The 24,869-nt window shown below is 38.6% G+C and carries 24 protein-coding genes; 13 read left to right on the plus strand and 11 right to left on the minus strand.

Features of this window, described 5'->3' with window-relative positions:
- Positions 1-233 precede the first annotated feature (233 nt).
- A complete protein-coding gene (locus tag EO244_RS14845) occupies positions 234-1,886 on the plus strand; it encodes a SulP family inorganic anion transporter (RefSeq protein WP_129255476.1) in 1,653 nt (550 codons plus the stop codon).
- A 135-nt stretch (positions 1,887-2,021) separates the two neighbouring features.
- On the opposite strand, the gene EO244_RS14850 is transcribed toward EO244_RS14845, so the two are convergent.
- A complete protein-coding gene (locus EO244_RS14850; RefSeq protein WP_129255477.1) occupies positions 2,022-3,215 on the minus strand; it encodes a C1 family peptidase in 1,194 nt (397 codons plus the stop codon).
- 170 nt (positions 3,216-3,385) lie between these two features.
- Between EO244_RS14850 and EO244_RS14855 the strand changes: the two genes are divergently transcribed.
- Positions 3,386-5,032 (plus strand): dipeptidyl-peptidase 3 family protein, encoded by a 1,647-nt coding sequence (locus EO244_RS14855; RefSeq protein ID WP_129255478.1) that lies wholly within the window; start codon positions 3,386-3,388, stop codon positions 5,030-5,032.
- 100 nt (positions 5,033-5,132) lie between these two features.
- Here EO244_RS14855 and EO244_RS14860 read toward each other — a convergent pair whose 3' ends face one another.
- The gene (locus EO244_RS14860) at positions 5,133-5,561 is read right to left on the minus strand and encodes a globin domain-containing protein (RefSeq protein ID WP_129255479.1); all 429 of its coding nucleotides are present in this window, start codon (positions 5,559-5,561) and stop codon (positions 5,133-5,135) included.
- A 193-nt stretch (positions 5,562-5,754) separates the two neighbouring features.
- Between EO244_RS14860 and EO244_RS14865 the strand changes: the two genes are divergently transcribed.
- Positions 5,755-6,108, plus strand: coding sequence for a TM2 domain-containing protein (locus tag EO244_RS14865; RefSeq protein ID WP_129255480.1), 354 nt, complete (start codon positions 5,755-5,757; stop codon positions 6,106-6,108).
- Positions 6,101-6,514 carry a DUF2752 domain-containing protein gene (locus EO244_RS14870; RefSeq protein WP_129255481.1) on the plus strand — a complete coding sequence of 138 codons (414 nt, stop codon included), beginning with the start codon at positions 6,101-6,103 and terminating at the stop codon, positions 6,512-6,514. Before EO244_RS14865 ends, EO244_RS14870 begins: the two co-directional genes overlap by 8 nt.
- Before the next feature lie 3 nt (positions 6,515-6,517).
- Here the strand turns inward: EO244_RS14870 and EO244_RS14875 are convergent, their stop codons facing one another.
- The gene (locus EO244_RS14875; RefSeq protein WP_129255482.1) at positions 6,518-7,462 is read right to left on the minus strand and encodes an NAD(P)-dependent oxidoreductase; all 945 of its coding nucleotides are present in this window, start codon (positions 7,460-7,462) and stop codon (positions 6,518-6,520) included.
- 107 nt (positions 7,463-7,569) lie between these two features.
- Here EO244_RS14875 and EO244_RS14880 point away from each other — a divergent pair, with 107 nt between their 5' ends.
- From EO244_RS14880 to EO244_RS14890, 3 genes are all read left to right on the plus strand, one after another.
- Positions 7,570-8,430 carry a DUF6398 domain-containing protein gene (locus EO244_RS14880; protein ID WP_129255483.1) on the plus strand — a complete coding sequence of 287 codons (861 nt, stop codon included), beginning with the start codon at positions 7,570-7,572 and terminating at the stop codon, positions 8,428-8,430.
- A 93-nt stretch (positions 8,431-8,523) separates the two neighbouring features.
- A complete protein-coding gene (locus EO244_RS14885) occupies positions 8,524-9,798 on the plus strand; it encodes a double-cubane-cluster-containing anaerobic reductase (protein ID WP_206734578.1) in 1,275 nt (424 codons plus the stop codon).
- 89 nt (positions 9,799-9,887) lie between these two features.
- Positions 9,888-10,649 carry an acyl-CoA dehydratase activase gene (locus tag EO244_RS14890; protein ID WP_129255484.1) on the plus strand — a complete coding sequence of 254 codons (762 nt, stop codon included), beginning with the start codon at positions 9,888-9,890 and terminating at the stop codon, positions 10,647-10,649.
- Positions 10,650-10,714: 65 nt separating this feature from the next.
- On the opposite strand, the gene EO244_RS14895 is transcribed toward EO244_RS14890, so the two are convergent.
- From EO244_RS14895 to EO244_RS14910, 4 genes are all read right to left on the minus strand, one after another.
- The gene (locus tag EO244_RS14895) at positions 10,715-11,482 is read right to left on the minus strand and encodes an NYN domain-containing protein (RefSeq protein WP_129255485.1); all 768 of its coding nucleotides are present in this window, start codon (positions 11,480-11,482) and stop codon (positions 10,715-10,717) included.
- 40 nt (positions 11,483-11,522) lie between these two features.
- On the minus strand, positions 11,523-13,229 hold the full coding sequence (locus EO244_RS14900; RefSeq protein WP_129255486.1) for a patatin-like phospholipase family protein: 1,707 nt from the start codon (positions 13,227-13,229) through the stop codon (positions 11,523-11,525).
- A gap of 216 nt (positions 13,230-13,445) precedes the next feature.
- Positions 13,446-14,081, minus strand: a complete 636-nt coding sequence (locus EO244_RS14905; RefSeq protein WP_129255487.1) for a lactate utilization protein — start codon at positions 14,079-14,081, stop codon at positions 13,446-13,448.
- Between the two features lie 10 nt (positions 14,082-14,091).
- Positions 14,092-14,967 (minus strand): DMT family transporter, encoded by an 876-nt coding sequence (locus EO244_RS14910; protein ID WP_129255488.1) that lies wholly within the window; start codon positions 14,965-14,967, stop codon positions 14,092-14,094.
- Positions 14,968-15,167: 200 nt separating this feature from the next.
- Here EO244_RS14910 and EO244_RS14915 point away from each other — a divergent pair, with 200 nt between their 5' ends.
- Positions 15,168-15,800, plus strand: coding sequence for a MarC family protein (locus tag EO244_RS14915; RefSeq protein ID WP_129255489.1), 633 nt, complete (start codon positions 15,168-15,170; stop codon positions 15,798-15,800).
- 81 nt (positions 15,801-15,881) lie between these two features.
- Here EO244_RS14915 and EO244_RS14920 read toward each other — a convergent pair whose 3' ends face one another.
- From EO244_RS14920 to EO244_RS14935, 4 genes are all read right to left on the minus strand, one after another.
- Positions 15,882-18,071 (minus strand): B12-binding domain-containing radical SAM protein, encoded by a 2,190-nt coding sequence (locus EO244_RS14920; protein ID WP_129255490.1) that lies wholly within the window; start codon positions 18,069-18,071, stop codon positions 15,882-15,884.
- Between the two features lie 158 nt (positions 18,072-18,229).
- Positions 18,230-19,159, minus strand: coding sequence for a magnesium transporter CorA family protein (locus EO244_RS14925; protein WP_129255491.1), 930 nt, complete (start codon positions 19,157-19,159; stop codon positions 18,230-18,232).
- A 164-nt stretch (positions 19,160-19,323) separates the two neighbouring features.
- Positions 19,324-19,587 carry a zinc ribbon domain-containing protein gene (locus tag EO244_RS14930; protein WP_129255492.1) on the minus strand — a complete coding sequence of 88 codons (264 nt, stop codon included), beginning with the start codon at positions 19,585-19,587 and terminating at the stop codon, positions 19,324-19,326.
- 122 nt (positions 19,588-19,709) lie between these two features.
- Positions 19,710-20,168: an Lrp/AsnC family transcriptional regulator gene (locus tag EO244_RS14935; RefSeq protein ID WP_129255493.1), complete on the minus strand. Its 459-nt coding sequence runs from the start codon at positions 20,166-20,168 to the stop codon at positions 19,710-19,712.
- Between the two features lie 206 nt (positions 20,169-20,374).
- On the opposite strand from EO244_RS14935, the gene EO244_RS14940 reads away from it, so the two are divergent.
- The 5 genes from EO244_RS14940 (at position 20,375) to EO244_RS14960 (ending at position 24,770) form a co-directional block, all read left to right on the plus strand.
- Positions 20,375-20,917 (plus strand): 2-oxoacid:acceptor oxidoreductase family protein, encoded by a 543-nt coding sequence (locus tag EO244_RS14940; RefSeq protein WP_129255494.1) that lies wholly within the window; start codon positions 20,375-20,377, stop codon positions 20,915-20,917.
- Positions 20,918-20,958: 41 nt separating this feature from the next.
- Positions 20,959-21,258 (plus strand): 4Fe-4S binding protein, encoded by a 300-nt coding sequence (locus EO244_RS14945; protein ID WP_129255495.1) that lies wholly within the window; start codon positions 20,959-20,961, stop codon positions 21,256-21,258.
- 90 nt (positions 21,259-21,348) lie between these two features.
- Entirely contained in the window at positions 21,349-22,539 is a 1,191-nt protein-coding gene (locus tag EO244_RS14950; RefSeq protein ID WP_129255496.1) for a pyruvate ferredoxin oxidoreductase, read from the plus strand.
- A complete protein-coding gene (locus EO244_RS14955) occupies positions 22,532-23,440 on the plus strand; it encodes a thiamine pyrophosphate-dependent enzyme (RefSeq protein WP_129255497.1) in 909 nt (302 codons plus the stop codon). Before EO244_RS14950 ends, EO244_RS14955 begins: the two co-directional genes overlap by 8 nt.
- A 106-nt stretch (positions 23,441-23,546) precedes the next feature.
- Positions 23,547-24,770, plus strand: coding sequence for an aminotransferase-like domain-containing protein (locus EO244_RS14960; RefSeq protein ID WP_129255498.1), 1,224 nt, complete (start codon positions 23,547-23,549; stop codon positions 24,768-24,770).
- The last annotated feature ends 99 nt before the right edge of the window (positions 24,771-24,869 follow it).

Here is a 24,869-nt window from a genome sequence, read left to right on the forward strand (position 1 = left end):
GATTGTTTTTATATTTCCATAGATTAATACTATTCATCATTCCAAAGACTACAGACAGGGCTCTTGATATTTTATTCTGAAAAATTTATCAACTTCTTTTATTCACTTTTCAAATATCTTCTCCCGACATCGTTTCCGCTCAAATATTCTTTATTTAAGTGAGAGTAGATCACAACGATAGAATAAAAATCACTACTTTTGCGCCCTTTAAAACAAAATTTTGACAAAAAAATATGGTAGAATTTTTCAAGCAGAAAGCTGCTAATTCAAAAGATGATATTCTTTCAGGTTTAACAGTGGCCTTAGCACTGGTTCCCGAAGCTGTAGCTTTTGCCTTTGTTGCAGGGGTTGATCCCTTGGTTGGTCTTTACGCGGCATTCATGATAGGATTAATCACATCTGTTTTTGGTGGACGACCAGGAATGATTTCAGGTGCAACAGGCGCCTTAGCCGTTGTAATGGTTAGCCTAGTAAGTGAAGGTAATCAAATGGGGCTTGATATGGTGGAACCCATACAAAACATGGGCTTAAATTATTTATTTGCCACTGTAATTCTAGCGGGTGTTTTTCAGTTTCTAGCGGGTGTCTTTAAATTTGGAAAATTTGTCAGACTCATTCCACACCCCGTAATGATGGGATTTGTAAATGGTTTGGCCATTGTTATTTTCATGTCGCAACTGGGGATGTTCCCTCAGCTTATAAATTGGGATGCCATTTCATTTGCAGACAACGCAATACATATCAATCGCGAATCGTTTTGGTTAGCAGATCAGGCTTTATATACTATGATTGGTTTAGTTGCTTTAACCATGTCCATCATGTATTTTCTCCCAAAAATCACAACTAAAATTCCTGCAGCTCTTATGGCTATTCTAACGGTATCAGCGATTGTTATATTCGGTGGATTAGATGTAAGCACGGTTGGATCATTCATTCGCGATGGTGGAGGTGCCGGACTTAAAGGTGGTCTACCAACATTCCAATCTCAACTATTCCAATTGGTTCCTCTTAATTTAGAGACGATTAAATTCATCTTACCCTATGCCGCGATTATTGCAGCTATCGGATTGATTGAGTCACTAATGACACTTAATCTTCTGGATGAAATTACAGAAAGCAGAGGAAATGGCAATCGCGAATGTATGGCTCAGGGCGCTGCCAATATCGTAACAGGTTTCTTTGGCGGTATGGGTGGCTGTGCCATGATTGGCCAATCACTTATCAACGTCAAATCCGGTGGACGTGGTCGATTATCAGGAATCATTGCTGCCTTAACACTTCTAGCATTTATATTATTCGCTTCTCCGCTTATCGAGCAAGTTCCTATTGCGGCATTGGTTGGTGTGATGTTTATGGTGGTTATCGGAACTTTTGCATGGGCCACCTTCGGAATCATCAATAAAATTCCTCGTGCCGATGCCTTCGTTATTGTTCTGGTTACAGGTCTTACCGTAATTTTCGATCTTGCAATTGCTGTATTGGCAGGCGTTATTGTATCCGCATTGGTATTTGCATGGCAGGATGCGAAACGTATTCGTGCGCGTAAATCTTTCAGAGAGGATGGAACAAAGGTATATGAAATCTGGGGCCCTCTTTTCTTTGGATCAATCACCACTTTTAATTCAAAATTCGATGTTCATAGCGATCCACAAAATGTTGAAATTGATTTTATCGAATCCAGAGTAGCTGACCATTCGGGAATTGAAGCCATCAGTAATTTGGTTGATAAATATGAAAATGCAGGAAAAAGCATTAAATTAAAACATTTAAGTGCCGACTGTATCAAATTATTACAACGTGCTGATGCTCGTTTTGATAATGTAATTATTCGCGATATTGACGATCCGCGTTACTATGTTGTAACCGACAACGTGAAGATCGAATAAAGGCTTTTTTTTTCTCTGGGGTGAAAATCGCAGAGTTTTTTTTCACCTCTCCAACGCCTGTTGGAGAGGTGTTTTTATTTTTAAAAAATGCAATCTGTATTTCAAATAAGCATTGTTAAGATTCTTAAAATCAACTTACTTCAAGCCTAACTTATTAGCAATTTCAAGTGGAATAGCATCTTTATGAATCAAGACAGACACAGTTTTATATTGCAAGAATGGCTTCGATGCATAGAAATAGCCCTTGTACGAATTCAAATCAGTCCCCCAGGAATTTTTCACCAGGTAATACTTACTGCCATTCTGATCTTTTGCCGTTCCTACAATATGCATCATATGATCTTCTGTCGATTCATAATTATCGAAAGCCACTTGACGCATTTCCTGAATAATTACCTTTTCCTTAACCGGATATTCAGTGCCATAAGCTGATTTTTGATCTTTACTCATATTTTGCCATTTTGAAATTTCAGAATCAGCCATATTCTTTGACTCCGTTTCAGGAACAACGGCAACGCCTTTTCTAAAAGCAAAACCTTTTTCACTCACATCACTTCCCCAGGCGATACTATAACCAGTCTCGATAGCATGATCAACAATCTGCATCATTTCGTCCATGGGCACATTAAGTACTTCGCCCAAAGACCAGTTATCGGCACCTTCAAAAATAAAACTTTCATAAAAAGGATGATGCGTGTAAGACGTAATTGTAACGTAATCATCCATATTTAATCCCAAAGACGAAGCGAACGATTTCGGAGTATACTCTTTCCCTTTGTACATGAATGATTCAGGAATTTCGCCCAAATACGCCTCAAGAACACCATCAAAACCTTTTCTCCAAATTGAGGTAATTTTCTTGTTCTTATTCTTTACAACAGCATCAACATATGCCTTCAGAATCTCATCCATTTCGCCATGAACAGGAAGGGTTTCATCAAAAGTATTTCCGGTATATGCCTCCTGAGGCATAATTCCAAACTGCTTAATTACGTTCAAAACATCCCAACCTTCCGCTCCGGCTGAAAAACTCTTCATCCCATGAAAACGCACATAATCTTTTGCTCTTAAATGGTAATTTCTATTCACAACAAACATCTCAGAAAGGTCGAACTCTCCTTTTCCCATTCGAATTAATTCTGACTCTAAAAAAGAACTCATTGCATAAGCCCAACAGGTTCCTGAACGGTGTTGATCTTTTACCTCTGTGGCTTTCAACTGCTTTTCGATAGTAAACTGATACGTTTTCTTTTCCTCTTTTTTCTTTGCAAATGACGATGAAATTGATCCTAAAGTCAAAAGGATTGCAATTATTATTCTAGTATTCATTTTAAATAAAAGTTTTGGTTGTTTAAATATGCTTAAGTATTGATATTACAATTCTTTGCTTGTATTTTTGAACATCTAAAATACAAAACTATAGGTTCTTCAAAAGAATACGGACAGTTATATTATAGAAAAACGCACAAGTAATAAACACTAATTAATAATTCATTCAAATGAACAAACTAGCAAGTCTGGCTTTAATCGCCATTTTTAGTTTAGGATTTACATCTTGCAAAGAAAAGCAATGTTGTAACAAAGAAAAGGTATCACCTCTTCAGGAAAAAGTAAATCAATATGCTGAGGTTGAACTAAAAACCGATATATCGGTTCTTACTGAAAAAGAAAAGCAAATGCTTCCTATCCTGATCGAAGTATCAGAAATTATGGAAGAAATCTTCTGGAAAGATGCTGTTGGGGACAAAACCGAATTCCTTTCGAAATTGAAAGATCCTGCAGCTGTTGCTTATGCAAAAATCAATTACGGACCTTGGGACAGACTTGATAATCAAGCTCCTTTTATTGATACTTATGGTAAAAAACCTGCTGGAGCTAACTTTTATCCTGCAGATATGACCAAAGAAGAATTCGATGCTATTCAGGATGAATTAAAGAGCAGCACCTACTCTGTTATTCGTCGTGATGAAAATGGGAAATTAGTTGTTCTTCCTTACCACCTTGCTTACAAAGCTGAAACTGAAAAAGCATCAGCATTGTTGCTTAAAGCTGCTGAATTAGCTGAAGATGCAGGTCTTAAAAAATATTTGGAACTTCGTGCTGAAGCATTATTAACTGATGACTATTTAGCTTCGGATATGGCTTGGATGGATATGCAAGACAACACCATTGATTTTGTTGTTGGTCCTATCGAAACCTACGAAGATGCACTTTATGGCTACAAAGCGTCTCACTCTGCTCAAATCCTGGTTAAGGATAAAGCTTGGTCTAAAACCCTTTCTCGTTTTGGGGCACTTCTTCCTCGTTTACAAGAAAGTCTTCCGGTTCCTGCAAAGTATAAAGCTGAAAAAGCAAATGCTAATGCAGATATGAATGCCTACGACGTAATTTATTACGGTGGTGATTGTAATGCGGGTAGCAAAAATATCGCTATTAACCTACCAAACGACCCAAGAGTACATCTTGCAAAAGGTAGCCGTAAGTTGCAGTTGAAAAATGCAATGCAGGCTAAATTCGATAAGATTTTGGTTCCAATCTCAAATTTATTGATGGACGAAAGTCAGCGTAAGCATGTTAAATTCGATGCTTTCTTCGAAAACACCATGTTCCACGAAGTGGCTCACGGTTTGGGTATCAAATACACACTTGCAGACCAAACACTAACTGTTCGTAAAGCGCTTAAAGATGCTTATACGTCTATTGAAGAAGGTAAAGCTGATATTTTAGGTCTCTATATGGTGACTAAACTAGCTGAATGGGGCGAAATCAAAGACAAAGATCTAATGGATAACTACGTAACCTTTATGGCAAGTACATTCCGTTCAGTTCGTTTTGGTGCATCAAGTGCACACGGTAAAGCCAATATGATTCGTTTCTATCGTTTCCAGGAAGCTGGTGCTTTCACACGTGACGAAGCAACAGGAACATACAAAGTGGATTTCGAAAAAATGAAAGCTGCAGTGAACGCTTTAGGAGAAGAGCTATTGGTACTTCAAGGTGATGCTAACTACGAAGCTGCTAAAAAATTAATCGCTGAAAAAGGAAATATTGGTGAAGATCTACAAGCTGATCTTGATCGCGTTAACAATGCAGGGATTCCTAAGGATATCGTTTATAAACAAGGTATAAAAGTACTTGGCTTATAAACTGAAATAATTAAAATACAGAAGCGGCTATCTTAATAAAATAGCCGCTTTTTTTATTTTTGAATCTCTGATAAAAAATTCCCTTTCTGAAAAATAGTCTTTATGAATTAACCATCCAAATGGAAAAGATGTTGAGATAATTCCAAAAAGAAACGACCACATCTTCAGGAGCATCAAGCTTAGGTAAAATCTCTTTATAAGCATTTAACCAGATTTCACGTGCCTGCGCTGTAATTTTAAAATGAACATGTCGACTGACCAACATAGGATTTCCCTGATTCTGATTGAAATAATCAGGACCACCTAAAGCTTGAATAAAAAAATCGGAAGAACGCAGTTTTGCTGCCTCAAATTCCTTATCCCAGCGAGGGAACATCCCTCCTATTTCGCTTAATCGCAATAGATCATAGTGGTCGCTCACCATCTTTCGAACCCCCTCTTCTCCAATACAAGCCAATAGTTTTACATCGGGGCGAGTAACTTGTGGACGTCCTCCTCCTGGTGGAACTGGTGCTATCTCTAATTTCATGCTTAATCTCATTTTATAACCATTTTAAAATGGCTCTTATTTTTATAATTCTCAAAAGGCAATACAAATTAAATACTTTCATGTCTTAATTTAGCATTTTAAGGCAAGGATTTTTAATATGATTTTTTTTTCATAAATTTAAACTTGACAAATCAAATAACAAAACAATTATTTTTTGTTTAAAATATGACAAATGGATACAAGTAAAGTTGACCTTTTCTTAATGACGAATGCAAAATATTTTGAAAGTTATCAGATCTCAACAATCAAAAATATGATTCAGGATCTAGATGATGACAAATTTATTATTTTGCAAACTTTAAATTTAAAAGATCCAACAATAGCTCTTATTCTGTCCCTTTTAAATATTGTCGCACCCTTTTCATTCGACCGTTTCTTTATTGGTGATATTGGTTTAGGTATCATCAAACTATTAACCTGTGGTGGTTTATTTATCTGGATCATTGTTGATTGGTTCATCATTATGGAAAGAACCCGCCAGATTAACTTCGAAAAACTTCAACAAGCATTACAGTATAATGCCTAAAAAGAAATTATACGGTCTCGTTATTTTACTTTCCATTTTAGCTTATAGCTGGCTCATTTACAATTTCTACTTTCTTAATTCGTCCAAAGATGGAATAACTGTTTGCTGGTTTAAAATCCTAAGCGGCTTCCCCTGTCCGGCATGTGGTTCAACCAGTGGTATGATAGAAATTTTTAAAGGACACTTCGCTCAAGCCTTTCAATACAATCCCTTTTCATACAGCTCACTTTTTATCCTGATTTTTTCCTCAGGCTGGGTGGTGGCTGATCTGATTCGTAAAAAAGATGGCTTTTACCATTTTTACCATACCATCAACAACCAACTAAAAAAAAAGAGAATAATCATACCGATTATCCTCTTGTTTATAATTATCTGGATATGGAATATCTATAAAACTTTAAACTGAGTTTTAGTTCATAATATTACGAGGTTTTCCTTGCAACCATAATTTTATATTTTCCATCACAATTTCGATGCGTTTATCAAACGATTCATGAGTAGCAAATGCCAGGTGCGGGAGCATGATTAGATTCGGTGCCGAAAACAAAACATGCTCTTTTTCCAAAGGCGGTTCCTTCTCATAAACATCAACAGCTGCTCCGGCAATTTGTCCTTCTTCAAGAGCCAAACAAAGCGCCTGACTATCGACTACCGGACCTCGTGCCGTATTGATTAAGATAGCAGTATCTTTCATCGCCTTAAATTCATCAGAACCAATCAGTCCTTTTGTCTCATTGGTCAGTGGTGTATGCAGCGAAATAATATCAGCTTCCTTCAATAAAGTTGCCTTATCAACAAACTCAACACCTTCAACCTGCTTCTCCGTACGAGAATAAGCCAACACCCTGCAATTAAACACCTTTGCAATTTCAGCAACACGTAAGCCTATAGCACCTGCTCCTATTATTCCCAGACATTTCCCATTCAACTCCGTTCCCAGAAATGTGCCACGACTCCCACCAAAGCGCGTAATGGCATCACCTCCAACAATTTTTCTATACAAGGAAATAATCATCCCTATGGTAAGCTCAGCTACAGATTCATTTGAGAAACCTGCTGCATTACTCACCAGAATATCTCGTTCATTACAAGCCTGCATATTGATATGATCAACACCTGTAAAAGCAACAGATATCATCGCCAAATTGGGGCAATTCGCAATAAAATTGGCGCTTATTGGAATATTACTCACAACAATTACCTCTGCATTTTCAGCTCTCTTTATCAATTCTTCCTCATTTTCATTTCGATCTGAATAAAACGTCAGTTCATGACCAAGAACTTCAAAATCCTGCTTCAACTGAGCATATTTACAAGAAGTAATTCCGATAGGTTCTAAAATAGATATCTTCATTTTGTGTTTATTTTGGGAAAGTAAAAATACTTTAATCTTATTGATCTCATTAAGCTTGAATAATCATCAATATTGCTTAATTTTATTAAGATCTAAAGTCAAAGTTGATGCTATCAAAAATAGAAATTATAAAGGAATTGCTGAATGATTTCTGTAACGAAATCTTAAATTGTCCGGCTTACGCAAAAATCTGCCATCGGGTCCTTCATGAACTCGACCAACACCCCGACCATCCACTTGACAGGGGGAAGGAAAACATTTGGGCTGCAGGTATTGCTCATGCCGTTGGTAGTATCAATTTCCTTTTTCAAACCTCATCTTCTCCCCATATAAGTGTTAATGACCTGAACTATTTTTTCGGTACACGAGCAACTACTACAGGAAAAAAATCACTGGATTTACGCGACTTACTGCATATTTCGCCTTACAATTCTGCCTACCAAATCAATCAAACTTATTCTGATGATCCATTGGACCAGATCAAAGACGCGATTGTTAAAAAATTTGGTGTTTCGGAAGAAGATGTTGAAGCAATTTTAAACAGTGTCAACCGTCCTGATTGCCCCGTTATTCCTAAAACTGATTACAGTGCCATCAGAATTATCCCCAAACAAAAATTCTGGGATTGGGTAGAGACTCAAATCGATTTGGATCAAATTGATCCAAAAATGCGACAAGATTATAACATATATTTGATTTATGATATCGAATTAAAATCTTCAATTGAAGAAGAACTACGCCTGAAATACAAAGAGATATGGGAAATTGAAGCAACCCGATACATCAACTCAGACTCTGATTTTCCAACAGGATCATTTCTGGAGTTTCTGCAATGGTTCGAGGTTCGTGTTTCATCACATGTTATGGATCTGACCGGCGAACTTTTAGATGATTTCAACGAAGAAGATTTTGATGATGAATTGGGATCTAATGATAACAATTTCCCACCTGACTTCAGCCTGAATTGACTAATTCTATATTTCTAAAAAATCGATCACATCGTTAGGAATGAGAGTGAAAGCTTTCTACTTTTGCGGCCAATCATAAAAAACAATAATATTATGGCAGATTACACGCAAATGTGGACTGATCTTGGTTTGAACCATGACAATCACAACGCACTATTAGACAACTTAGGACAAGCATACCAGTCAATTTTTATGACACAGGAAAATCGACCTGAAGGGATGTCTTATTTTGATTTTGTAATGAGTGAAGCTCATGGCTTAAGAATACAGGAATTGCGTGAAGAACAAGAAGCGGGGCGCAAGATTATTGGTTCTTTTTGCGTTTTTGTTCCTGAAGAAATCATATTAGCGGCTGGTTGCACCGCAGTAGGACTATGCGCTGGAGCCGATTTTGCTCAGGAAGAAGTTGAAAAAGTTCTTCCTCGTAACACGTGTTCACTAATCAAATCATTTTTTGGATTCAAGCTTGGAAAAGTTTGTCCCTACATGGAAGTATCAGATATGATCGTGGGAGAAAACACCTGTGATGGTAAGAAGAAATCATTTGAAGTATTCAAAGAAATGGTTCCCAACTTCTATCAAATGGATCTTCCTCAGACCAAAACACCTATGGCCAGACATATGCTGAAGCAAGAGTTTAAGAGTTTTGTTGAAAAACTTGAAGAAATGACCGGCAAGCGCATTACCATAGAAGATTTAAAACAAGGAATTGCGACTGTAAATGCTAAACGCCAGGCTTTACGTCGCTTATCAATGCTTCGCGCAGCTGACCCTGCACCTATTTCAGGTTTGGATGCCCTATTGATTAATCAAATTGCTTTCCTGGATAATCCAATCCGTTTCACCGAAAAAGTGAATGCGATTTGTGATGAACTTGAATTGCTAATTAAAGAGACAAAAGGCGCCAAAAAAGCCAAAGCTCCTCGTGTTCTTATCTCAGGATGTCCAATGGCTATTCCAAATTGGAAATTACCTTCGATTATCGAATCAACAGGTGCCGTTATCGTTGGTGAAGAGTCATGTATTGGGGAACGTGGTCAACGCAACCTAACTGATGATTCCGCTGATAGTTTAGAAGGCTTAATGAATGCTATTGTTGATCGTTATCTTAAAATTGATTGTGCCGTATTTACTCCTAATCAAGAGCGTGTTAACCACATCAAAGAAATGAGTCAGCAATACAATGCTGATGGTGTCATTCATTATGGACTTCAGTTTTGCCAGCCCTACATCATGGAGTCATTCTCTGTTGAAAAGGAATTGGAAAAACAAAACATTTCGGTATTACGACTGGAAACAGATTACAGTCAGGAAGATATGGGACAATTATCGACTCGAGTAGAAGCCTTTGTCGAAATTATTAAATAATTCAAGCTTACTAAATAATCAAGAGTGAGAAACAAATCGTGTTTCTCACTCTTGATATTTGAATCTTAACCAGAATAAAATAGGAAACAATGAGAGTAGCAGGTATCGATATAGGCTCACGAAGCATCGAACTAATTGTACTGGAAGATGGACAGGTGGTTCATAGCAAACAGGCCGAGTCGGGCTACAATCCTATAGAAAGAGTCAAAGAGTTAATCTCAGATGTATCCTTTGATAAGATTATGGCAACAGGCTATGGACGAGGCATTGTGGAGGTAGCTTTCGATTACCCCACTGTAACCGAAATAAAAGCCTACGGAGCCGGAGCCACAGCTTTGTATCCCGGAGTTAGAAGTGTCCTGGATATTGGAGGGCAAGACACCAAGGTCATTTCTATAAACGAAATGGGAAAAGTTGTGAAATTTGAAATGAATGATAAGTGTGCTGCCGGAACGGGTAAATTTCTGGAAATGATGGCCACAAGTCTGGGCTATCAGGCACAAACACTAGGTGCAGCAGCTCAAAAAGGAACTGAAGGTATCGAAATCAATAGCATGTGCGCTGTCTTTGCCGAATCAGAAGTAACCTCCTTACTGGCTAAAGGGTGCGATAGAAACGATATTGCTTTAGCAATCCATCAATCGGTATGCAGACGTGCAATTGGCATGATCCGTCGCCAGAATATAAGCACCCCTTTAATGTTTGCCGGTGGCGTTGCAAACAATACTTGTATGGTACAACTCTTAAAAGAAGCTTTGGGCGAAGATATCATTATTCCTGAAAACCCTCAATTTGTTGGAGCACATGGTGCTGCCATTTTGGCTAGCCAATACGAACCAACGCCATATTAAAAACACATCCTGAAAGAAAAGAAAAACCTGTATTCAATCTCTAAATACAGATCTTTTACTATCAGTTATGCTTTTTTCTTCGCTCGGATGTACACATGTTTTATTGTAGCTCTATCCGTCTCCCTCTCATCAATATCAAAATACTTTTTGAGAGATTTAATCAATGGGGTTAGCTTATCAAACCCATAATTTCGTGGATCAAAATCCGGTCTTTTCTTTATCAACAAGTTCCCAACATCGCCCAAAAATGCCCAGCCATCCTCATCGGCTATATCGTTAATGCTGGATGTGAACAAAGCAATCACCTTTTTATCCAATTTGTATATGGGACTTTTCTTTGCATGATCAGGTTTGGGCACGACTTCATCAACTGAAGGTTCCGAGCTACCCGAACCTTTAAGAATTTCGAGATATATAAACTTATCACAGGCTACAATAAAAGGCATAGGTGTTTTTTGTTCGCCAAAACCAAAGACCTGCATCCCTGATTCTCTTAACCTGATTGCCAATCGGGTAAAGTCGCTATCGCTTGAAACAATACAAAACCCATCAACCTTCTCGGTATAGAGAATATCCATTGCATCGATAATCATAGCCGAATCGGTTGCATTTTTACCCGAAGTATAACCATATTGCTGAATGGGTGTAATCGCATTTTCAAGAAGAACCGATTTCCAACCAGCTAAGTTGGGTTTTGTCCAATCGCCATAAATCCGCTTGAAAGTTGGGGTTCCATATTTGGCAATTTCTTCCATCATGCTTTTCACATTTTTGGCAGGGACATTATCGGCATCTATAATAACGGCTAATTTTAAATCGTTTTTGGTTTTCATCGTATTCTATTTTTTTGAAAGCTATACGTTAATCCTAAATTTACCCGACATTCCTAACCTCACGGGCACCCTGCAGATAAAAATCATGTTGATAATACGGATCTTTAATAAACGTATTCCAATCATACTGAAAAACCCGAATCATCTGATCGAGCAGTTCCCGATCAACATCAACCTCAGCTTTTCTCAAATCGACACAGTATTTCAAAAGATTATAACAAGCCGTAAATTGTCCGCATGCAACGAGATTTTTAAGTCTCTCAACATCTCTGTCCTTGTCAGTAAACCAAAGTGTCGTATCCATTTCTGAAGCAATTTTAGCCGCATTATAAATCAGATTACCTGGTTCATTTATTTCTTCATCCTTTTTATCAATAAGCAGCTCATCCGAATCACCCTGCTTGTATTGTTCTCTTGTAAGTTCATAAATAAGAGACGTAATCCTTCTGTGCTTAAGGCTCTCGTCCTTATAAAGCAAATCGTAATTAAGTCGCCTGATTTGCTTCAAAAAAATATCACTAATCATGATCAAAGAAGAGGTCCCGCGTTCTTCAATCATTCGTTGAATTAAACGGAGTTTCAAGTTTTGAAAACGAACAAGCTTATTTTTCATAAATTTAGGCACCATTCCCATTAACCAAAACCAAAACTGAAGAACCTTCTCCTCCATTTTGCCGATCAAATACTTCAGTGCAATTGCAAAAATCGCAAACATGGCCATTGCTCCTCCACCTATAAATAAGCCCACACTAGGCTTATTCATAAAACCAAATACCAATAAACCAATACTAAGAATCATCGGCAACCACAACCACCAACTCAATTTCAGTTTCTCAACCAAAAGATTAAATAATTGCTTTGGACTCTTTGACCAGCCAATACGATCCATCTCAATTTCGGAAGGCTCCCAAGGCTCCATAAAATAGCTACCGACATCACAAACCATAATTAAATCGTAGGAATTCCCTTTCCTTTCACGACGAACATCGGCATTCATGATACTACCTATTCCCTGATTATCGACAATACCACCATCCATAATACCAACACCATTTTCAAACACTTTCTCAGATTTAACAGCCTTATAAACTTCAGAATGATGATCACTCACATAATCATCAGGCATTACTAAAGGTTCAAATCCTACAGGAAAACATGAAGAAGAAGCAATAGCATCAGAAATCTTCATGTCATCAGCGAGTAAATTGAGGTGTGAATTATAAAGACGATAGTTACCAAATCGACCCGTTGTCTGAAAACGAAATGCCAATCCAAAAGAAAAATCAGTCGCATTAAAACAAATATCTTCGAGATGAGAACGATTTTGTTTTAAAAATCTAAAGTTTTCGTTGGTTAATAAGTCTTCATAAGCTAAGGCAAAGGCATTAATAAGAGAACGTCTTTTATGGGATTTTTTCCACAACTCATCCGAATCAAGTTTTTCAAGTGCCAGGCTTAAAAGTTCATCCTCGTCAAGCACTTTATAAAAATCAGTATAGAAATTCTCGAATTGATTTCCTTTTGCCATATGGTAGGCATAGGTTCCCCCCATTAAACTTCCTCCACTTACGGTGCTTAATCCTTTGACGTGTTGCAACAAGGGTTTACCTTTAAACTGCACCCGGTTAAAATAGGACAAAACACCCAAGCTAAAAGCAGATGCACGATAACCGCCACCACTAAATGTTAAAGCTATATTTTCGAAAAGATTAATACTTGGGTTCGAATGTGTGTTTTCAGTTTCCATACCGGTCTCTTTTAGGAAGGTTCTTAGTGTTGATTAAGTTACTTTCTTACTAGACTAAATTTAACACAAAAACAATTTAAAAGAACAATATAGACCTCAAAATATTATTAGAATATGTAAGTTATAGAATAAACGCAACAGATTGTACAAACGGCTTTAAAAGAGATACAAAGGTCTTAAAATAAGACAAATCAACTTTCTAAAGTAAAGCGATATCTAATACCCCAGTTCCTCATCAATTAAAATGATTTTGATTCTTTTCTTTGGATACGACTTTTCGATTATCGACCATGAATTACAGATGCGCTGGGGACTTATACAATCGTGACAAGTCCCTGTTATTTGACAAGGAAGTTTTAAATCGGGGTGTCTTTTTGCATTTAGTGGGGCTGAAATTGTTTTTATACGCTTAAAAGCTTCATCCAAATCTGCCACCAGTTTATTTTTACCAATAAATAAAACAACATATCGGGGACCAAAAGACAGAGCTGAAATCCGATTTCCTATCATGTCTAAATTCACCAACTGCCCCGCTTCGGTTATGGCATTGGTACCCGTCAAAAACAAATCGACAGTCAAAGCCTTTTTCCTCTGATTGATTTGCTCTCTCCAGCTATTTTCCGGATCAAAAGTATCAACAAAGTCGATATCTGTTTTCGCACGAAGAATATCAAGAACACCTGTCGATTTCATCGTGATGGAATCAGCATAAGAAACAGTAGATAACTCAAGCTTATCAAGAATCTCTTTTTCAAAAATTTCTTTGGCTGATCTGAGATCGGAAGCCAAAAACACCTCAAAATTATTCCTCTCGAGTTGAATAATAAGCTTTGATAAGTTTTCTTTACTCATAACAACTGGCTTACTTCTTTTTATTAATCAGATAAACTCCCAGAAGTATAATCAACATACAAATCAAATGCAGGGCCGTAATTCTTTCATTGTCAAGAATCCCCCACATAATAGCAAAAATCGGAATAATATAGGTAACTGATGATGCATAAACGGCTGAAGTATACCGAATCAAACTATTCATTAATATCAAGGCTATAGCTGTACCAATTATCCCCAAACCTGCCAAAGCTAAAAAATGAAGCGCCCAATTCGGATTCTCAAGCACCGGAGCAAAATCAGTTGTTAACAGGTAGAACAAAGCGGCCGGCCCCGTAAAGAAAAATGCTAGAGATGTAATCTGCATTCCTGTAAGGTGCGACAATCTGGCCTTAATTTCATTAATATTTATCGCATAAAAACAGGTTGCCAGAACAATATATAAAGCATATGAATTGATATGTCCGATCTCCAAACCGTTCCCCGATGCAATTAAACCTATGGCTCCTAACAAACCCAGAGCCAAACCCAAAACCTGAAGGATCTGAAATTTCGTTTTATGAAAAAGCATGCCAACAAGTAACGTAAACACAGGTGTCAATGAATTTAACATCCCAGCCAAAGCACTATCAATTTGAGTTTGAGCTTTGGTAAACAGAAAAGCGGGAATAAAACTTCCTAAAAATCCGGCAATCAACAGACTCTTGAGATCTTTTTTCTTTAAATGCTTTAAATTCTTTATTGAATAAGGCAACAATACTAATGAGGCCAGCAACATTCTGATACCGGCAGCCTGATCATTGGTAAAACTCTTCAATCCAATTTTCATCAGAATAAAGGATGAGCCCCATACAAAGGCCAGAAGCAAAACAATAGAGTACTGAAACCAAGGTTTTTTCCAAATCATAGTGTGAATATTTAAGGTCTGCAATATAGTTTGATTCTCCACTCAATTTGCAAGTCGTTAAAAAAATTATGAAAAAAAAGGCTAAAACTGGCCTAAAGAATTCCCCGATCCGAACAATTTTATCACACAAAATTAACAAGAGCATAATATAAGGATAACACGCACATCCCCCTGTCTATCTAGATTTGAATAAAAAACAAATGGAACTATTTATCTTCTCATTCGGAGCATTATTCTCCATTATGAACCCACTTGGGACTGTCCCGGTCTTTGTTGGGCTGACACAAAACAACAGTAAAAGAGAGAGAGCGGGCATCGCCTTTTGGACATCATTTAATGTCCTCATCATTCTTTTACTTTCCTTTTTTGCAGGAAAATACATTTTATCCTTTTTTGGGATCAGTCTGAATTCATTGAAAATTGCAGGCGGTTTGATTATTGCCTCATCGGGTTTTGCTTTACTAACGGGCAAATTTACCGAACACAAAGGAATGAAAAAACCACGTGTGAAAGATGATATTCACACCCGATCGGAGATCTCATTAACGCCACTCGCAATCCCCATGTTAGCAGGCCCCGGAACAATTTCCTTGCTCATCACCTACAATCAGGAATATAAAGGCATGTTTGATTGTTTAATCATATTGGGCTCGGTTTTTGCCAGTAGCTTATGCATTTATCTCATCCTTAAATCATCGCATTATATTGTTCGAATGCTGGGTGCGTCCGGAATTAATGCCCTATCTCGAATCATTGGTTTTATTGTTATAGCAATCGGCATTGAATTAATCGTAGTCGCAGTACTAAGTATTCTTAAGTTAGCGGGCTTTTAACAAAAGCCATAATTAAAACACGAATGATCGGATATAATTCGAAAATTCGTGCTTTTTCTTTACTAAGAACGAGGCAAATATTTACAAAACCAGAAGTCCGTTTTCTCTAAGAATATTAATGGGTTTTGAATACCAAAACAATTCAAAATTTTCAAACTGCTCCTCGTAGCTTTCTTTTAAACTTGCGAAGGTGAAAACATCCTCATCATTTATTGACAGGCGATCAAGATGATCAAGCCACCATTCCCCTTGTTCTTTATCCATACTCACATCAACCATTCCTGTCTTACTATGAAAAGTCATTTCAAAAACCTCACGTGTGATGCCTCGCTTGCTTTTAGTGTAAGATGAAACCAAAGGCAAACCGCCTAACCAAACAATTTTTGCGGAAGGTTTCGTTATAAAAGGTTCTTCAGCCTGAAGGTAATTTCGAATAAAACCTCGTTTAATTGTTGTTTTGGGGATCTTAAAATCAAACCATTCCTGTAAAGGCAAATCGAAACCAATATCATGCATGTAGTTATACAGTGATTTCTTCAAGCCGAAACTAAATTTATCATGCTTAATTCCCGTTTGATCTTTAAACTGAATATCGTTATTGGCAAAACCAATCTCTTCGTAAACGGGCTTCAAGCCATATTTTTCAGGCGCCAGACCAATGGGGCTATGTGCTGTCAGAGCAAACTGATGCCAAAAACCGGACTGAATAATACCCAATTCGAATAATTGACGCACCATTTCAAGACTGTCAACCGTTTCCTGAACCGTTTCGGTCGGAAAACCATACATCAAATAAGCATGAACCATCACACCTGCCTCTGTCAGATTATGTGCTACGCGAGCGACTTGCTCCACCGTTGTTCCCTTATTAATCAGCTTAAGCATCCGATCAGAAGCCACTTCCAAACCTCCCGATACAGCAATACAACCCGAAGCTTTTAATAGCTCGCACATATCTCTGGTGAAACTTTTCTCAAATCGAATGTTGGTCCACCAGGTTAAACTCAGTTTTCGTTTGATAATTTCTATCGCCAAAGCTTTCATCAATGCCGGTGGTGCAGCTTCATCCACAAAATGGAAACCCGTTTCGCCCGTTTGAGCAATCAACTCTTCCATTCTGTCAACCAATTTAACTGCTGATAGCGGGTCGAAGGTTTTGATATAATCCAGCGAACCGTCACAAAATGTACACTTGCCCCAATAACAACCATGTGCCATGGTCAACTTATTCCATCGCCCATCGCTCCAAAGACTGTGCATGGGGTTGGCAATCTCAATCACCGAAATGTACTGATCAAGCAATAAATCGGAATAATCCGGCGTCCCCAAATCGTCTTGTTTGTAATCTTTTAGTGACGAATTATTCACATAAACCACTGCCCCATTTTCACAAACAAAAGTACGTTTCAGCTCTCTCTTCTCAGATGGATTTGAAAGATGTTGCCAAAGTAGATCCAAGGGCAATTCCCCATCATCAAGGGTGATATAATCCACAAAATCAAAAACACGGATATCTTTTACGCTTCTTAATTCCGTATTTGGGAAACCACCTCCCATTACAATTTTAATCTCCGGATAGTTCGCTTTTACAAACTGGGCACATCGGAAAGCACAATATAAATTTCCAGGAAAGGGTACCGATAAACAAAACAGCTTGGGCTGAATCTCTTTCAACTTTTGGTCAAGAATTCGCAACGAAATCTCATCGATATAGGTCGGTTCTTCCTGCAGTTTAGTGTGCAATTCATCAAAACTGGAGGCAGAACGCCCCAAACGTTCAGCATAACGACTGAAACCAAAATTCTCGTCAATACACTCGATAATAAAATCAGAAATATCCTCAAGATATAGCGTTGCCAGGTGCTTGGCCTTATCCTGAAAGCCCATCAAACCAAAAGCCGTCTCCATATCATCCACCTGATCGAAACGAGAAGCCTGGGGTAAAAAATTAGGACTGCAAATCTGTCGTGAGAAGCTCTGATTCTTGCCCTGAACAAACGCCACAATCGGATTTATGGTCTTTAAATAATCCTCTTTAAGGGCATAAATACGCTGAGCATTCTCAGACACAATCGTCTCGTTTTCATAGGCAAAATCGAATATATCCTGCAAACTCTCTTTCGTAAAAAGAGCCAGGATCACTTCAATTCCCAAATCCATCTGAAAAGATGAAATCCCTTTTGTATTGAAAAAACCTTTGAGATAGGCCGTAGCCGGATAAGGTGTATTAAGCTGTGTAAAGGGTGGTGTTACAAGGAAAATATCTTTCACAATAGAACGAGTTTAAATCAAATGACTTTAAGTATCCACAAAATTACAAGGATATGGAGAAAGTCACTTGTTTTTAACCCTATTTATTCTTGCTCTAAATGAAATTATCTTCCTAAGAGACATATTTTATTACAATCTCTTAATGAATCTTTAAGCCATTAAATCCACTGTCGTTTTCGAAATACAAAAACACCCAGTATCGATAAAAGCAAAGAACTCACAATGATTGCAGGCATGGCCCAAGATGAATTTTCAAATGAGTTGGGCACATTCATACCAAATATACTGGCTATCAAAGTTGGAATCATCAGAATAATTGAGATCAGAGTCAACTGCTTCATCACCACATTCAGATTGTTTGAGATAACCGATGCAAAAGCATCCATCATTCCACTCTGTATATCCGAATAGATCTGAGCCATCTCAAGAGCCTGTTTGTTCTCAATAATGGCGTCGTCCAGCAGATCCTGATTCATTTCACTGCTGATTTTCTTCGAATTCCGGAGTTTTGCCAAAACAATCTCGTTAGCTTTAATTGAGGTAATAAAATACACCAAACACTTCTCCATTTTTAGGAGTTTATTCAGTTCTCTGTTTTTAATGGATTTCTCCAGATCCTGCTCAATCAGTGCTGTCTGCTGATTAATCTGCTTCAAATATTTCAGATAAATATTTCCGGAACGCAGAAAAAGTCTAAGAATAAAATTATACACATCAGAAACAGCACGGTACTGCTCCCTAAAAGGTGACGATTGCTCAATAGGCAAAACCTCATTATTCTGCAAACACAAAGTAAGAGTGAAATCTTGAGAAACATAAATTCCCAAAGGGATAGTATGAAATGGCGTTCCCTTATTCGAACTTTCAACCGGAACACGCATAATCACTAAAGACCAGTCGTCGTCGAATTCAACACGCGATCGTTCGTCCGTATCTAAAATATCCTGAATAATATCAGCAGGTAGCTGAAACTCGTGGTGGAGTCGCTGAACTTCTTCAGAGGTAGGCTGAGTGACGTTTATCCAACAGCCTTTCTCAGCTTTGGGAATTTCAACATAACCCCCAAATGATTTAAAAATTTTAATCATTACATTTCCTTATAAGATGAGCTATAAGGAAACAAGACTAGCTCCTTACAGATCAGTTAATACGCTTATTCTACTATGATACGGGCCTTCGTCCATGACATTTTTAAATATTAATTACACGCAAAAGTAATTGAATTATTCAATTCACCAATTTAGAAACTTTTTTATTTCCACCTCTCAAGTTTCGGAATGCCCTTGGTAAAGAATCCTGCTATAAAACCAGGATAGCCCATTTCCTTAAGTTTCCCTTTACAAAAGGCTTGCATTTTTTCAGCGGTATCAATTTCGGGGCTCAGAAATTCACCCTCCTCAAAACAGTAGGAACAATACATATGGCACTTACTACCATCCTTGTTTGTACCACCTCCATTTTTATCTCTTTTTAATGGCATTCCACAGCTCTGACAATTTCTATAAGTCTTTTCCATATCGATAAATTTAATCGTAAATCAACTTCAAGTTAAAAAACTTATCTGACTTTAAGCTGTTAACAATTAAGACAATTGACTTCTACATTCTATCTTTGGACTAAAGAAATCCCAATTCACAACTATAAATCGTAACCTATCTTTTCTGCTGAAGAAATCACGAAGGTACTGTTGAAACGTGTGATGTATTCGAATTTTGAAAGTTTCTCCTGAATAAAGTGCTGAAAGGCATGCATATCCTTCACCATTATTTTCAGCATGGCATCAAAATTCCCCGACGTAATATAAAACTCCATCACCTCGGGTAAAGCCAAGACTTCGGTTTCAAACTTTTGAACCACATCTCGAGTATGTTTCGTTATTGAAACTGAGATAAAGACCACCATACTTCGGTCAATTTTCTCAGGATCGAGCACCGCCACATAATTTTTAATAATGCCACTTCGTTCCAACTTTTTCACCCTCTCGTAAACAGGCGTATTACTCAAATGAAGCTTTTCGGCTAACTCCTTGATAGTTATACGACAATCTTGTTGAAGCAACTCTAGAATTTTCCTGTCTGTGCGATCTAAACTTTCCATAAAAAGAATATTTTACTATTAAACCAACTGTTTCGAAGCTTTGTAAAGATATTAATTCTTTTAAAACCACCTTTCACTAGATCAGTTTTCTGTATTCAAGGCATATTCTAGTAAATAATTAGGCTTAAGCGTAATTTTACAAGACTTTTTAACCTGAATATCAGGTTCGATAAGTCACATTCAAAATCAAAACACAAACAAAACATATGAAAGAAATTAGATGGCACGGAAGAGGAGGACAAGGTGGCTTTACCGCTTCTCGTCTTTTAGGAATTGCAGCTAGTGTTCACGGAGGCAAGCATGCTTTAGCATTTCCATCCTTTGGACCTGAGCGAAGAGGTGCTCCTGTATTGGCCTTCACCAAAATTGATGACAGTAAAATTCATGATCGCAGTGAGGTGCAGGAAAGCGACTATGTGGTGGTGATGGATGAAACATTAATCACCCCGGGATTTGAAAAAGGAATCCGACTAGGCGCTTGTATTCTTGTAAATACCGAGAATATCGAAAAATACCGCGAGACTTTGAAAGGTTTTGATTTAAGAGGGATTGATGCAACTTCTCTGGCAATGGAGGTATTGGGCCGACCAATAACCAACACGGCTATGTATGGTGCATTGGCTGCCGCATCCGGATTGGTTAGTCTGGACGCTGCTCTTGCCAGTATCCGAACTGAAATGAAACCCAAATTGGCCGAATTGAACACGAAGATTGTGGAACGTGCCTTCGATTTAATAATTAACAATTAGTAATTATTAATTGCTAATCACTCATTACTAATTGAAATATAATGAACAGACCTAAACATACGGAATTTACTTTCCCAACACATATAGATGACTACCCTACCGGTCCACAATACAAGGCTGGTTACCTACCTGAAACCAATGCGGGCTGGCGAACATTCCGACCCGTAGTTGATCACGATGCTTGTGTTTACTGTCTTCGTTGCTATCTGCTTTGTCCGGATGGCACCATCATAAAAGACAGTGGGCAAATCAAAATCGACATGGATTATTGCAAAGGCTGTGGCGTATGCGCACACGAATGCCCAAAGGATGCAATTGAGATGGTAAAAGAACAACTTTAAGTTGAAGGGTTAAAAGTAAACAGTTGTCTGTTATCAGTTTTCCGTTTAAACCGATAACTGAAAACCGATAACAGAATTAAAGGAAAAACAATGAAAACAAATAAAATATTCATATCAGGTGATGAGGCAGTTGCTCAGGGCGTGCGATTATCGCGTCCACATGTGATTGCTGCCTACCCAATCACCCCTCAAACCATCACCGTTGAGCGTCTGTCTGAAATGGTAGAAGCCGGCGAAATGGATGGCGAATACATGCACGTAGAGTCTGAGCACTCTGCGATTTCAGCAACTATGGGTGCCAGTGCAGTTGGCGCCAGAACCTTTACCGCATCCTCTTCACAAGGGCTTTTGTACATGGCCGAAGGTCTGCATTACTGCTCTGGTGGTCGTTGGCCGGTGGTCATGATGAATGCCAACCGCTCGGTGGCTTTGCCATGGAGTATCTACGGCGATCAGCGCGATTCCTTGTCGCTATTGGATTGCGGATGGATTCAGGTTTATGTGGAAGATGCACAGGAAGCTTTGGATATGATTATCCAGGCCTACAAAATTGCTGAACACAAAGACGTTTTAACACCAATGATGGTGAATTTGGATGGCTTTATCCTGACTCACACTTACGAGTTGGTTGAGATTCCTGAGCAAAAAATGGTAGATGAATTCCTTCCTCCATTCCAAACACCAAACAAAATGTCTTTCGAAGAGCCCAAAAACCTTGGTTTTAGTTCTAAGCCGGATGATAACACAGAATTTAAGTATCAGCAAAACGAAGCCATGTTTAAGGCTGTTGATGTGATTCGTGAAGTGGATCAGGAGTTTGCAGAGAAGTTTGGTCGCAAGTACCACGATATGGTTGAAGAATACCGTTGCGAAGATGCCGATGTGGTTTTGGTTGCACTTGGTAGTGTTTGCGGAACCGTTCGTGTGGTGGTTGACAAAATGCGTGCTGCAGGCAAAAAAGTTGGTTTGCTGAAAATTCGTTACATGCGTCCTTTCCCCGAAGCTGAAGTGAAAGACCTTGCACAGCGTGTTCAGGCAATCGGTGTAATCGATAAAGACATCTCTTTTGGATACGAAGGAACGGTTTACACCAATGTAAACTCAGCGATTTCAAAAATCGACAAATATGTTTTCAAAAGCAATTTCGTAGGCGGACTGGGTGGTCGTGACATCACCAAAGCTGAAATCGAAGACATGTTCAATCACCTGTTGGATGGTATTGAAAAGAAAAGTGAAGAAAAAGTAGAATTTTTTAGCCTTAACGTAGAAACCAATGACTAATCTAGTAGATATCCCAAAAGTGAATGCGAAAAACATGACCGAGAAGGAATTTTTCTATGGTCATAAAGCTTGCGCCGGATGTGGCGGAAGTGTGGCAGTACGATTGGCACTTAAAGTATTGGGTGAGCGCACCTATACGGCCCTACCAGCCGGATGTATGTCGGCAGTAGGCTTTATTTATCCTCAAATGGCATTCAATACCAATGCAATAATCACAACCTTCCCCGGAGCAGCCAGTATGGCATCGGGAATTGCAGCAGGAGCCAAAGCTTTGGGGCAAAAAGATGTGAAAACTGTAGTTTTTGCAGGTGACGGTGGAACAGCCGATATCGGATTCCAGGCCTTGTCAGGTATGATTGATCGTAACGACGATGTGCTTTACATCTGCTACGACAACGAAGCCTATATGAATACAGGAATTCAGAAAAGTGGATTGACCCCTTACGGAACCAAAACCACCACAACACCTGCTGGTAAAAACATCCCGGGAACAGTCACTCACAAAAAGAATTTGTTCGAGATTATTGCGGCTCACGATATTGCCTATGCGGCAACAGCCAGCATTGGTTACCCTCAGGATTTCCTAAACAAGGTAAACAAAGCCAAGCATACCAAAGGCGCGACCTTTATTCATGTGTACGCTTCCTGCCCAACAGGATGGGGAACTCCGACTGAAACCTCTATTGAGATTGCTAAGGATGCTGTAGACTGTGGTTTGATTTTCTTAGCCGAATTTGAGGATGGCGAATACAAATTGAATCGCAATCCAAAGGAATTTGCTTCAGTAAAAGACTATCTGAAAAAGCAAGGCCGATTTAAGCACATGACCGATGAGGACATTCAGTGCGTGATTGAGAATCGCGACAGAAAATGGGCTCGTATGCGTAAACAATGGCTATAAATAATTATTAATTATAAATTCAGAATTATTAATGATTTACGATAACATCAGATTATCAACTATGAAAATTCATAATTAATCATTTATAATTCATAATTAGCAAGATATGATCAGCGATTTAAAAGGTACTTTTTCCAAAATCAGCAATAACAACAAACGATCTGCGATTCGTGAGATCTTAAAATTGACTCAGAATCCTGAAATTATTTCATTTGCAGGGGGCTTACCAGCTCCTGAATCCTTTCCTGTAGATGCATTGGATACCATTGTTTCAGACATGTTGCGCGAAGAAGGTGCAGCAGTTTTGCAATACGATGCAACCGAAGGGGTTAAAGAACTAAGAGAGGTGCTTCTGAAGAAATATACAGACGAAGGCACCCAGGCAACTTTAGATAACCTAATTATCACAACCGGATCGCAACAAGGTCTTGACCTGGTAGGTAAAGTTTTTGTGAACGAAGGCGATGTGGTCATTTGCGGCCTGCCATCGTACCTGGGTGGTATTGGTGCTTTCCAGGCTTACGGCGCTAAAATGGCTGGTGTCCCAATGGATGAGCAAGGCATGAGTGCTGAGCTTTTGGAGGCCAAATTGGAAGAATTGAAGCAGCAAGGCATCAAACCAAAATTCATTTATGTGATTCCTGACTTCCAGAACCCAACAGGGATTACCATGCCGGAATCACGCCGTTTGGAAATCATTGCATTGGCACACAAATACGATGTGTTAATCGTTGAAGATTGTCCTTACCGCGAAGTGCGATTCGATGGTCAGCCTCAGCGCATGATGTACGATTTGGATAATAACGATCACGTCATCACTTTGGGAACTTTCTCTAAGATTTTTGCACCGGGATTCCGCATTGGCTGGATTTTAGGACCGAAAGATGTGAATGAGAAAATTGTAATTGCAAAACAATCGGCTGACTTGTGTACACCAACTTTTGTACAGAAAATTGCTGTGCGTTATATGAACTCAGGCGTGTTCGAAACCAATCTGAAAAAAACCATCGATTTGTATCACCAACGTCGTGATGTGATGTTGTCCGAATTGGAAAAACACATGCCCGAAGGTGTCAAATGGACCCATCCTGAAGGAGGGATGTTTCTTTTCATCACCCTTCCTGAACATATGGACGCTATGGATCTGTTTCACAAAGCCATTGAAAAGAAAGTGGCTTTCGTAACCGGAAATGTATTCTATTGCGACGGTGGCGGAAAAAACACCATGCGCCTGAACTTCTCATATGTAAACAACGAGAAAGCAATAGCAGGTGTTCAGCGTTTAGCTGAAATCATTAAGGCTGAGATGCAGGTTGGAGAAACCTGTTAATCCTTTTTCGATTTCATAATATTGCCTGAAGGCATATAAAATAAAGCCCGGGGCCAAACTCCGGGCTTTGTTACAGGTAATTGGCTGCATGCCTGTTTA

The organism is Ancylomarina salipaludis (assembly GCF_004122035.1).
In the GTDB taxonomy this organism is placed as follows: Bacteria; Bacteroidota; Bacteroidia; order Bacteroidales; family Marinifilaceae; genus Ancylomarina; species Ancylomarina salipaludis.